The following is a 12,548-nucleotide window of genomic DNA, read 5'->3' on the forward strand; positions in this document are numbered from 1 at the left end:
AGCAATTTTATTAAAGACACCAATTCTAGCTCAGTAAGATTTGCCTGATTTTCTCTATGCCTTACTCCCAGGCTCCACCTCGCGTAGCGTGCCATAGGCAGGATTTCAGAAGTTCCAGCAAAAAGTTAACATTAAACACAAGTTAGGGTGAGCTTACTTAGGTAAACTCACCCTAATTGTTTTGCTATTCATTTTATGGGCAATCATTCTACAACACTTAGATAATGCCTAGATTGCCTTCTGCTTAGAGATATTGGCATTACCCAGCCTAAAAGCTTAACTTGGTATAGAACTGCTCCTAAAGCCTAAGTTTTAAGAATCGATATGATAGAAAAGTAGATAAAACTTAAAAAATATTTATCGAATGGCGTTTCAATCATCTGGCTTGTCCAAGGTCAAAGACTCATTCACACAAAAAATCTTTTTGGGTAATGAACCCAATGCGGAGTTAATTGCAATTCTCACCGTTTACTTTGTCCAAGGAATTTTAGGGCTATCGCGTTTAGCCGTGAGCTTTTTCCTCAAAGATGAACTGTTGCTGAGTCCAGTCCAGGTGTCGGCGCTATTGGGAATTGTCTTCCTACCTTGGATGATCAAGCCGGTGTTTGGTTTTATCTCTGATGGCTTACCTATATTTGGTTATCGTCGTCGTCCTTACTTAATTTTATCCGGGATACTGGGAACTGCTTCCTGGATGAGTTTAGCCACAATAGTTCATACTAGCTGGGCGGCTACGTTAGCGATCGCTATTGGTTCTCTCTCCGTCGCCATGAGTGACGTGATAGTTGACTCGCTAGTTGTGGAACGTGCCAGAGGTGAATCCCAAGCAAAAGCTGGTTCACTACAATCTGTATGCTGGGGTGCTTCTGCGATCGGAGGTTTAATAACAGCATACTTTAGCGGTCTGCTGCTTCAATACTTTACTACCCGTACTGTCTTTGGAATTACCGCCTTATTCCCTCTCATTGTCTCAGGGGTAGCTTGGTTAATTGCTGAATCTCCCGTTAGCAAAGGTACTAATGAGAGTAATCAAACTAACCCTTTACCAATCAAACATCAACTGAAGCAACTACGCCAAGCTATTACCCAAAAAACAATTTGGCTACCAACAGCTTTTGTCTTCATCTGGCAAGCTACCCCAAATGCTGAATCAGCCTTTTTCTACTTCTCTACCAACGAATTACACTTTGAACCAGAATTTTTAGGACGGGTAAACTTGGTAACAAGTTTCGCTTCTTTAGCAGGTGTTTGGATTTTTCAACGTTTCCTCAAAAGCATTCCTTTTCGCGTGATTTTTGCTTGGAGTACCGTCCTTTCTTCAATGTTAGGGATGACGATGCTGTTGTTAGTGACTCACACAAACCGGCTGTTGGGTATAGATGACCACTGGTTTAGTTTGGGCGATAGTCTTATTCTCACTGTGATGGGGAAAATTGCCTTTATGCAAGTCATGGTTCTAGCAGCAAGGCTTTGTCCCTCTGGTGTGGAAGCAACGTTATTTGCCTTGTTGATGTCGGTATTTAATTCAGCAGGAACGGTTTCCCAAGCATTGGGGGCATTAATCACCTATTGGCTAGGGATCACTGCAACTAATTTTGAGTCACTTTGGCTATTGGTGATAATTACTAACCTTAGTACGCTGTTACCCCTACCATTTATCAACTGGCTACCTGCTGCTGAAGAGCAAGCTGAGACATCCAAAGATGGGGAACAAGCTTTCTTACCTGATTTGATGTCTGAGTTGGTACTGACAGAACCAGAGTCGGAAATAGTGGAATAGTGTAATAAATCCAAAGTCGAGTCAGTACGCTGCCTCCCTGTTGCAACCTTGCTGCAACGGAATTCTTTTTAGCTGCTACATATTTTCGTACAAGATAACAATAAAAAACAAAGCTTATGCATTTGAAAAGTCAAGAAAGCCCGGTTACAGAAAAATCTTATACTCGTGCAGATTGGCAAGGTGGGTATCAATCTCTCACCCAAGAATTTGATTATTGGATTGATGATATAGAAGGGCAAATTCCCAGAGAATTAGAAGGCACGCTGTTTAGAAATGGCCCCGGTTTGCTGGATGTGAATGGACAATTTCTTCATCACCCGTTTGATGGAGATGGGATGATTAGCAAAATAACCTTTACCAACGGTCGTGCCCATTTTCGCAACCGCTTTGTTCGTACAACTGGCTATTTGGCAGAACAAAAAGCGGGAAAAATTCTTTATCGAGGTACTTTTGGTACTCAAAAACCTGGTGGTTGGCGAGTTAATATTTTTGACTTCAAACTCAAAAATATCGCTAATACAAATGTTATCTATTGGGGTGGTAAACTGCTAGCATTGTGGGAAGCTTCTGAAGCATATTGCCTCGATCCCTACACTCTTGAAACTTTGGGTAATGAATATTTTAATGGTGCTTTGTCAGCAGGTGAAGCTTTCGCTGCTCATCCGCGCTTGCAAAGGAATTGTGAACAAGATGGGGGCGAACCTCGCCTAGTAAATTTCTCGATTAAGCCAGGATTATCTACCACCATTACTATTTTCGAGCTAAACTTAGCGGGTGAAATTGTTAGACAGCAAGCTCATAAGGTTCCCGACTTCTGTTTCATTCACGATTTTGTTATTACTCCCAACTACTGCATCTTCTTTCAAAATCCTGTCACATTTAATCCCATACCTTTTGCCTTAGGAATACGTGCGGCAGGAGAATGTATCAAATTTCAACCAAATCAACCGACAAAAATTATAATTATTCCCCGTTTTCCCAAAGAAGGGCAAGAAGAGATAAAATTTCTGGAAACTCAGTCGGGTTTCGTTTTCCACCACGTTAATGCTTTTGAGGTAGGAGAGGAAGTTCTGATTGATTCTATTTGCTACCAAGATTTACCAGAAGTGGAGCCTAAAAGCGATTTTCGACAAGTTGATTTTGAAGCTTCTTCACCTGGGCAACTTTGGCGATTTTATCTAAATCTCAAGAATGGGACAGTCCAGCGAGAATTGATTGATAGTCGCTGTTGCGAATTTCCCAGCATCGATCCGGCGAATGTGGGACACCCTTATCGATATCTATATATAGGTGCGGCTCATGCAGAGAGTGGTAATGCTCCCTTACAAGCATTGCTGAAAATTGATTTACACTCTGGAGAAAAACAGTTTTGGAGTGCTGCACCCCGTGGTTTTGTGGGTGAACCGATTTTTGTCCCGCGCCCAGATTCTGAAAAGGAAGATGATGGTTGGGTATTAGCTTTAGTTTATAATGCTGCCCATCACCGCTCAGATTTAGTAATTTTGGATGCTAGTGATTTCTCTAAAGGAACAATCGCACGCCTACATCTTAAGCATCATATCCCGTATGGTCTACATGGGAGTTTTACTTCTGAAGTTTTTGGGGAAATTTGATCTCTTATTTGGATAAAACCATTTTTTCGCTGGCAATGATATGCAAATCGATATTTTTGAGCAAGCGCACCAATTTTTGCGTCAAAGATCCTTTGAGGAGCATTTGCCAGCGCGATCGCTGACTCTCTCCAATTACAATTTGGGTAATCCGATATTTCTCGGCGACTTCGGCGATCGCATTAGCTACGTTACTGTTAGTAACACGAAGAAAAGTACCTTCAAATTCGTTACAGAGTTTCTCACAAGTGTGGATGTGTAGGCTTTCCTCCTTAGTGAGGAACCGTTCTGGATCGGCAACAAACAAAGTATAAAGCGGGGCATTCATGTAGCTAGCTAACCTCGCACCCCGGCGTAACAACTGTACTGAGTTGGGATAGGTCGATATGCACACCAAAACGCGCTCATGAATATTACAGGATTGTCCATTGGGGGTAGTAGCGATCGCATTTTCTTCTACGTTGTCTGCGACTTCGCGTAAAGCTAACTCCCGCAAAGCAATCAGGTTACGGCGTTGGAAAAAATTATCGAGGGATTGCTGGATTTTTTGGGGTGCGTAAATCTTGCCTTCTAATAACCGTTCTTGCAGTGTTTCCGGCGTGACATCCACTACCACTATTTCATCAGCTTCATCCAGAATTCTATCAGGAACTCGCTCACGGACTACAACCCCAGTAATTCTAGCTACTAAGTCATTAAGACTTTCCAAATGTTGCACATTCATTGTGGAGTAGACATCAATACCTGCCGCCAAAACTACTTCTACATCTTCGTAGCGTTTTTCGCGTGGGGAACCAGGGACGTTGGTATGGGCAAGTTCATCGATTAAGGCTAATTGGGGCGATCGTTTTAAAATAGCATCTGTATCCATGTCCGTTAGCATCAACTCACCGCGAGGATATTGCTTACGGGGTAAAATCTCCAGTCCCTCTGCCTTTTCCTCCGTATCTTTGCGTCCGTGAGTTTCCAAAAGCCCAACGATTACATCAATTCCTTCTTGTTTAAGTGCGTGTCCCTCTTCTAGCATCCGGTAGGTTTTCCCTACTCCAGGAGCCATACCAATAAATATTTTATGTTTACCCCGCCGTCGTACCGGATAAAGCGAGTAACTTCCAGAATTTAAAGGTGCAGTGCCATTCGAACCAGTATTATTATCTGACATTTCATTCTTAGTTTCTATCGCAATCCTATCTCATCGGAAAACAGCGCTTTATCTATGTCCCTTATAAGTGCTGTTAGCGGATAGCTAGCTAGGGTTGAGTGCGTGAATAGTAAATCTAACTTGTTGTGCCCAATTCCCAATTCCCAATGCCCCATGCCCAATGCCCAATTCCCATTTATTGATTTTGCTGACGATTAATATCTTGCAAGTCAAGAGCATAATTCAATCGGAGAACATTGACTCCCGGCTCACCAAAAATCCATAAAAATCTGCCATCGGTATACTTGTTAATTAAACGTAGGATCTCATCTTCTTTGACTCCGCGGGCACCAGCAACCCGCGTCAATTGCTGCCGTGCTGCTTTGAAGGAAATATGCGGATCTAAACCAGAACCAGAGGTATAAATCATATCAGCGATCGGTTGAAGATTTTCATCTCGCAATTGATTTGCCTCTTCTAGAATCCGCTTTAGTAGCTCTGGATTACTAGCAGCGAGATTGCTGGCTCCGGATATGCCAGTTGGCTTGGCTTTTTTTCCTTGGCTATATCTAACAGTACTGGGACGAGGATGGAAATATCGCTCGGATGTGAATAGTTGACCAATCAAAGCTGAACCAATTGGTTCATTATTTAGATTCAGCATAATACTACCATTCGCTTGATAGGGCAAAAAAACTTGACCCACTACAAGGATGATTAGAGGATAGATGATTGCAGTCAACAACCAAAGCATTAGAGTTATAAAAATTGCTCTGATAGTTTCTCGAATAATAGCCATAAAAACTTTTCCAATTATTACTAAAATTAATTTTTAATTTTAATTATTTTACCCAATTAGAACGATGTTCAAAGATGCTGCTGCTAACAGCATAAATACCTGGGGCAATTACCACATTCAAGCACAGCAGGATAAAAATAGCGAGTGTGAGTGTTGTTTAAGGAATTGCGACCAAACAAAGAACATCGCTTGTATCAGATTTATCGGCAAAAACTTTTCCCAAACATGGACCTGTTTATTCATATTCTTTTGCTTCTCTCTCTCAACAGGTAAAAGTAAAAATGTTTATTATTTTACTTTGGTCAAGATGCGCTCGTTTCGCAGCATATCTACTTTTTCTATCCTTAAGCCAAACCTACAATTGTAATCAGTATGTCTATCAACTTAATGGCGATAAATGGCGCAATCACTCCACCTAAGCCATAAATTAAGATATTGCGTTGGAGTAGCTGATTAGCTGTCAATGGTCTAAACCGCACACCCTTCAATGCCAAGGGAATCAAAGCTGGAATAATCAAAGCATTATAAATCAGCGCTGATAGTACAGCAGACTTAGAGCTAGTCAAATTCATAATATTCAGGCTTTGTAGATTAGCAGCGACAAATATCACTGGGATAATTGCAAAGTATTTGGCAATATCGTTAGCGATAGAAAATGTCATCAAAGCTCCGCGAGTAATCAACAATTGTTTACCAATGCTAATAATATCGATCAGCTTTGTCGGATCGGAGTCCAAATCCACCATGTTGGCGGCTTCTTTTGCAGCTTGTGTCCCTGTATTCATAGCAACGCCGACGTTAGCTTGGGCTAATGCAGGAGCATCGTTAGTCCCATCTCCTGTCATGGCAACTAGTTTACCTGCTGCTTGTTCCTTTTTAATGACACTGATTTTGTCTTCTGGTGTGGCTTCAGCAATGAAGTCATCCACTCCAGCTTCTTTAGCAATGACAGAAGCTGTAATTTGGTTGTCTCCAGTTAGCATGATTGTACGCACTCCCATCCGTCGCAGTTGCTCAAAGCGATCGCGGATACCAGGTTTAACTATATCTTTGAGATAAATAACCCCATAGATTTCGTTATCTAGGCTAACTGCTAAAGGTGTACCTCCCAAGCGAGAAACTCGTTCGTAGGCAGCATCCAATTCTGGCGTGTCGCGTCCGTTGCGAGAACGGACAAATCCTTTAATGGCTTCTACTGCTCCCTTCCTGGCCTCATAACCACCAGGTAAGTTAGTTCCACTCATTCGGGTTTTGGCGGAAAAATCAACTCCTTCTGCCTGGTTGGAATCAAAATCAAACCTTGCGCCTAACTTTTCTGCCAGTCGAATAATGGATTTACCTTCTGGTGTATTGTCAAAAAAACTAGCCGCCCACGCAACATTAGCAATTTCTGACATTGAATGACCGTTGATCGGGATAAACTCTTCCGCCAAACGGTTGCCGAGGGTGATTGTACCTGTCTTATCGAGAACTAGAGTGTTGACATCACCACAGGCTTCGACTGCTTTTCCTGAAGTCGCAATAACGTTAAATTGGGCAACTCGATCCATACCAGCAATGCCGATGGTACTGAGTAAGCCGCCAATGGTTGTAGGAATTAATGCCACTAATAGGGCAATTAAAGTTGGCACGCTCACTGGACTATTGACATAGTAAGCAAGTGCGGGCAGAGTTACTACAACTAACAAAAACACTAAGCTGAGAACTGCCAACAATACTGTCAGGGCAATTTCATTGGGTGTTTTGCTGCGTTCTGCCCCTTCTACTAAGCCAATCATCCTGTCAATAAAGCCTTTACCGGGGTCAGTAGTGATACGGATAATTAATTCATCTGAGATAATCCGCGTCCCACCAGTGACGGAACTGGAAACATCGGAGCCTGATTCTTTTAATACTGGTGCAGATTCTCCAGTAATTGCCGATTCATCTACTGAGGCAACACCCATAATTACCTCGCCATCGCCGGGAATGATATCACCAGCAACGACGTAGATGTTATCGCCCTTTTTAAGGTTAGTAGATGAAACTTCACTAATTGTGCCGTCGGGAGCGAGTTTTTTAGCGATCGCCTCTGATTTGGTTAATCGCAAGGCATCAGCTTGAGCTTTACCCCGCCCTTCTGCCAATGCTTCAGCAAAATTGGCAAACCAAACTGTAAAGAATAAAATCCCCGACAGTAAGCCATTGAAAAGTTGTGGCTTCTTTTGTAGGGCTGGGCCAAATAAATTGGGATCAATTGTGAGCAATAGAATGATGATTGTCCCCACCCAAACCACAAATATTACTGGATTTTTGATTACATACTTAGGGTTGAGCTTCACAAAAGCATCTCTAATTGCCCTTAAGTACAGCCACTTTTTACTTGTCCTTGCTTTTTTACGTCCTTGACGGTGATCGCCAGAACGAGGATTTGGCCGTCTAGCTCTGAAGTTAGTTGCCACTTGATTCATGAATAAAGTTAGGAGTTAAAAGTTAAAAATTAGGAGTTAGAAGTTAGGAGTTTCCAATAAAAAATACATCCGACCTTTAGGGCACGCTATGCGATCGCTAACACAATGCCAAAGCGATGCTCGTTCCTACCTACCTCTATTCGCGTTCGATTGTCACCAGAAGGACGGACGATCGAACGCGAACAACGTGTCGCAGACAAGACTCGCTAAAATACCAGTCGCCTACGGTGAAAAACCCGCCTACAGCGATGGATTCAGCACAAAGCACTGCCTCCCCTACAAAACAGGATAATTTATTTATTTTTTGGTATTCTCTTAATTCCAGACTTATAACTCATAAATTTTCTAATTGCCAGATGCTAGTTTCAAACCCTCAGCTATGGGGCCTAAAGCTAAAACGGGAAAGAAAGTTAATACTCCCAAAACCAATGTCACTCCAGCAGTGATACCAGTAAATACTAGAGAATCAGTTCTTAGGGTACCAGGGGTTTCTTGTACTTGTTGTTTGCGAGACATACCGTCAGCTAACAGCAGGATGGCAATTATCGGAATGTATCGTCCTCCTATTAAGCTAACTAAAGTACTCAAGTTCCACCACAGGGTGTTATCTTTCAACCCTTCCAAGCCGGAGCCATTATTTGCGGTGGCTGAGGCGTATTCATAAACTACTTGAGAAATACCGTGATGGCCAGAGTTGCTAATTCCAGAGAGAGAGATGGGATAAGCCAGGGCGATCGCACTGGGAATCAAAACTAGAATTGGGTGAATCAACAACACGACACTGGCGAGGACAATTTCACGTTTTTCAATTTTGCGTCCTAAAAACTCTGGGGTGCGTCCTGCCATTAGTCCAGTTAGGAACACTGTAAGAATTAAGTAAATAAATAAGTAAGCTGTTCCAGTTCCCTGACCACCCCAAATTACCTGGATAAACAAGTTGAAGAGTGTCGAAAATATTCCTTGGGGCATCAAAGAATCATGCATCCCATTCACAGCGCCAGACATAGTAGCAGTAGTCATAACTGCCCAAAATGCCGTTTGTAACCAGCCAAACCGCACTTCTTTCCCCTCTAAATTGGGCTGTTCTAATGCAAAGGCGTTATTAACAAGGGGATTACCTTGCAATTCTCCCACGGCTGTTACTCCCACCAGAACCACAAAAATCACAAACACCATCCAAAAAAGCAGCCAAGCTTGTTTGATGTTGTTGGCAAATATACCGTATGTGTAAATCAAGGCTGCCGGTATAGAAATCATGGCGATCATTTCTATCAAGTTAGAAGCGCCATTGGGATTCTCAAAAGGATGTGCTGAGTTTACGCCAAAGAAGCCACCGCCATTCTCGCCCAAAAGTTTGATCATTTCAAAGGATGCCACCGGGCCTCTGGCAAGATATTGTGTCCCGCCTTCTAAGGTTCTCACATCCATAGTCTTCGCTAATGTTTGTGGTACACCTGTTAGAAGCAAAGCGATCGCTCCAATAATCGAAATCGGTAGCAATATGCGCGTAATTGCACGGACAACATCAACATAAAAGTTTCCTAGCCTTCTACCCGTCAGTCCGCGAATAAAGGCAATTCCCACAGATAAACCGGTAGCTGCGGAGGTGAACATCAAAAAGCCTAAAGCTGCTACCTGGCTAAAATAGCTTAAGGTTGTCTCACCAGCATAGTGCTGCTGGTCGGTATTCGTTACAAAGGAAATGGTTGTATGCAGTAATACATCCCAACTGGGCGCACCAAAACCGTTAGGATTCCAGGGCAACAGCCTCTGAAAATATAATAGTAAGTACACTGAAATACCCATAATCAGGTTGCTGTACAGTACAGCTCGGATATACTGCGAAACCGTCATATCATCTTTTCTGCGAACACCCGCTAGTACAAACATACTCCGTTCTATGGGGTTCATTAAAAAATCCAGTAGTGTTCTTTCTCCCAAGAAGACATGGGCTATGTATCTACCGAGTAGTGGAGTAATTGCTATGACAATACACAGCGTTAAGCCAATTTGCAAAAAACCTTGTCCCATATATTTCGCGCTCGATAAAATTTAAGTGCTAGCAAGCCAATTATTAAAAATAACAGATTAACTGTTGGAGTATTTGATTGCAGAAATTTAGTGATATGAGTTATCACCGCCATTTTTAAATCTGGATTTACTATTTTCAGCTATTGCTATTTTCCAGATAGTTGTTTAACTTATCGTTAAAAATATTTAATCTTTACTTTTAATTCATCTATTTCGCTAGTTAGTATTATTTGTTTATACAATACATTATCGAAGTTTGCTACGTTCAAAGAATATAAATATTTAAGAGGATTTTATTAAATGAATGACGGTATGGGAAGGTTGTGTTAGATACTCTGCACCTTGTGACAAGTACCCAGTCCCTAATCCTCAATCCCCAGTCCTCTTTTTTGCATCTGGACAATCGTAATTTTCAGGTTAATGCTCAAGTGAATATTTGCAGATATAGATTGCAGATAAATCATAATCGCTGAATTAAATAGTTGTAAAGATTGTAGGATAAAGATTTTTTAGTAAATCAGAAATGACGATATTAAGTCGATTAGTGGCTATGAAAGAAGCTATAAATGAGCGTGGAGAGACTTATGGGCTAATAGCGATCGCCTTTGCCATCGTGATTAGCTTAGAATATTTGACACCACCTGAGTACGTATTTGGCTACCTCTACACAGGGACAATTTTGTTAGCAGATTCTCGATTGAATCGGAAAGCAGTATTGGGGATCACTCTTGCCGCTACAGGATTAACATTATTGAATTTGTTTGTCCCCGGAGGAGAAATAATTTATCCCCCAACGTTAGCAAATCGGCTGATTGCAGTATTGGCGTTGATGGTAACGGGTTGGTTAAGCGATCGCAACCACCGCAATGAAGAAGCAATCGCTTATACACAAGCACAATTACGCTCCCAAGAACAACTAGCTATCATGCGTGAAGATTTTGTTTCTACCCTAACGCATGATTTGAAAACACCTCTATTAGGAGCAATTGAAACGCTGAAATATTTTCAAAATGAGCAATTTGGTGAAATCACGCCAATGCAAGCAAAAGTCCTCCAAACTATGGCTCGTAGTCATCGGAGTACACTGCAATTAGTCCAAACTCTTTTAGATGTATACCGTAATGATGCTGAAGGGTTGAAATTACAGATATCACCTGTTAACTTGGCAACTGTGGCAGAGGAGATAATCGCAACCCTGGCTGAACTAGCGAGAACACGTCAGGTTTATATTTCTTTGCACTATGGCGAATCAGATTTTCGTAGCTTTCTCTGGGTAAATGGCGATTCTTTACAACTTGGGCGAGTTTTCACCAATCTCCTGAGTAATGGTATTAACCATACCCCCCGTGGCGGTAAAGTGGAAGTGGTACTTGAAGGTTATTCTAGCGATCAAGTGGTAAAAATACTCGATACTGGTTCCGGCTTTACAGAAGAAGAGTTACCCCACTTATTTGAGAGATTTTATCAAGGACATAGCGATCGCCACGTCTCAGGATCGGGACTAGGGCTTTATTTAACTAGGCAAATTATCGCTGCTCATGGGGGTACAATTTGGGCAGAGAATCGCTCACCACGGGGAGCAATGTTTGGTTTTAGACTCCCAGCTTGTCCACCTCCGGGGAGTTGAAGGAGCAGGGGGAGCAGAGAAGGTAGGGGAGGTAGGGAGAATAATAATTCCTGACTAATGACCAATGACCAATAACCAATAACAAATGACAAAAATCTTACTCGTTGAAGACGATGAATTATTTCGGCTTGGTCTGCGGATGCGGTTGCAACAAGAAACCAGTTTGGAGATTGTCGCAGAGGCAGAAGATGGGGAACAAGCTGTAGAATTAGCAAATCGCTATCCGCTGGATTTGGTCTTGCTGGATATAGGTTTACCCGGCATTGGTGGGATTGAAGCTTGTCGCCAAATCAAGCAGAAGCACCCAAATTTACCAATTCTCGTTTTAACGTCTCGTTCTGAAAAACCTTTGATTTCAAGGTTAATTGCAGCCGGGGCCCAAGGTTACTGCCTGAAAGGTATTCCTGCTGAATCTTTGATCTTGGCAGTGCGATCGGTTGCAGGCGGAGCATCTTGGTGGGATCAAACGGCAACAACAGAGATTAGAGCAGCTTTTGAGGGCAATTCTACTGTGGTGCTGCCTGCAAAAACTGAGGGAACCCTAGAAAATCCGTTAACTAAGCGTGAGCAAGAAATTTTGGCACTGGTAGCAGCTGGCAAAAGCAATCAAGAGATTGCTGAGATTCTCTACATTGCTCCTGGTACAGTGCGGGTTCATGTCCATGCTATTTTGCAGAAACTAGAAGTACGCGATCGCACCCAAGCCGCAGTCTTAGCGATCCAAAAAGGATTGGTAGCACCAGAATTGTTGATTAATTAGATTCATTCACATCGGACTAAGTGCTAATGCTGACTGAAGTATAAATACTTCAGCATTTATAAGTCAGTAAAATTTAATTTCGAGAATAAGAGCGATCGCTAAAACATAGCTTAGTTTTTCTAGGGTGTATTTAGTTATAAAAATCAACTCTAAATTTAAACTTTTACCACATCTAACTTATTTCAGTATTAATACAGTAGCGAGAATTATATTTTCAGTATAATTTAGTACTAAACATTGCTATTATTTTTACTGTTTTACCTCAAGAAAAATAGGTTCTAATTACCCATTAAATTTAGGAACGGAAGCGTATATCTAGATATTCGTTTCATATTTAATGCTGTCTTTCT

The 12,548-nt window shown here is 41.9% G+C and carries 8 protein-coding genes; 4 read left to right on the forward strand and 4 right to left on the reverse strand.

The features are described from left to right. Positions 1–364 precede the first annotated feature (364 nt). A complete protein-coding gene (locus NPUN_RS01530) occupies positions 365–1,780 on the forward strand; it encodes a folate/biopterin family MFS transporter (protein ID WP_012407108.1) in 1,416 nt (471 codons plus the stop codon). Between the two features lie 116 nt (positions 1,781–1,896). Further along, a complete protein-coding gene (locus NPUN_RS01535) occupies positions 1,897–3,393 on the forward strand; it encodes a carotenoid oxygenase family protein (RefSeq protein WP_012407109.1) in 1,497 nt (498 codons plus the stop codon). Between the two features lie 4 nt (positions 3,394–3,397). Here NPUN_RS01535 and NPUN_RS01540 read toward each other — a convergent pair whose 3' ends face one another. From NPUN_RS01540 to kdpA, 4 genes are all read right to left on the reverse strand, one after another. Next, positions 3,398–4,552 (reverse strand): universal stress protein, encoded by a 1,155-nt coding sequence (locus NPUN_RS01540; RefSeq protein ID WP_012407110.1) that lies wholly within the window; start codon positions 4,550–4,552, stop codon positions 3,398–3,400. A 175-nt stretch (positions 4,553–4,727) separates the two neighbouring features. After that, a complete protein-coding gene (gene kdpC, locus NPUN_RS01545) occupies positions 4,728–5,330 on the reverse strand; it encodes a K(+)-transporting ATPase subunit C (protein ID WP_012407111.1) in 603 nt (200 codons plus the stop codon). A 344-nt stretch (positions 5,331–5,674) separates the two neighbouring features. Then, on the reverse strand, positions 5,675–7,780 hold the full coding sequence (gene kdpB / locus NPUN_RS01550) for a potassium-transporting ATPase subunit KdpB (protein WP_012407112.1): 2,106 nt from the start codon (positions 7,778–7,780) through the stop codon (positions 5,675–5,677). Between the two features lie 345 nt (positions 7,781–8,125). Then, entirely contained in the window at positions 8,126–9,811 is a 1,686-nt protein-coding gene (gene kdpA / locus NPUN_RS01555; RefSeq protein ID WP_012407113.1) for a potassium-transporting ATPase subunit KdpA, read from the reverse strand. Between the two features lie 523 nt (positions 9,812–10,334). Between kdpA and NPUN_RS01560 the strand changes: the two genes are divergently transcribed. Both NPUN_RS01560 and NPUN_RS01565 read left to right on the forward strand, forming a co-directional pair. Further along, the gene (locus NPUN_RS01560) at positions 10,335–11,438 is read left to right on the forward strand and encodes a sensor histidine kinase (protein WP_012407114.1); all 1,104 of its coding nucleotides are present in this window, start codon (positions 10,335–10,337) and stop codon (positions 11,436–11,438) included. Positions 11,439–11,523: 85 nt separating this feature from the next. Next, on the forward strand, positions 11,524–12,198 hold the full coding sequence (locus tag NPUN_RS01565; RefSeq protein WP_012407115.1) for a response regulator transcription factor: 675 nt from the start codon (positions 11,524–11,526) through the stop codon (positions 12,196–12,198). Positions 12,199–12,548 lie beyond the last annotated feature (350 nt).

Origin of the sequence: Nostoc punctiforme PCC 73102, assembly GCF_000020025.1 — a bacterium.
In the GTDB taxonomy this organism is placed as follows: domain Bacteria; phylum Cyanobacteriota; class Cyanobacteriia; order Cyanobacteriales; family Nostocaceae; genus Nostoc; species Nostoc punctiforme.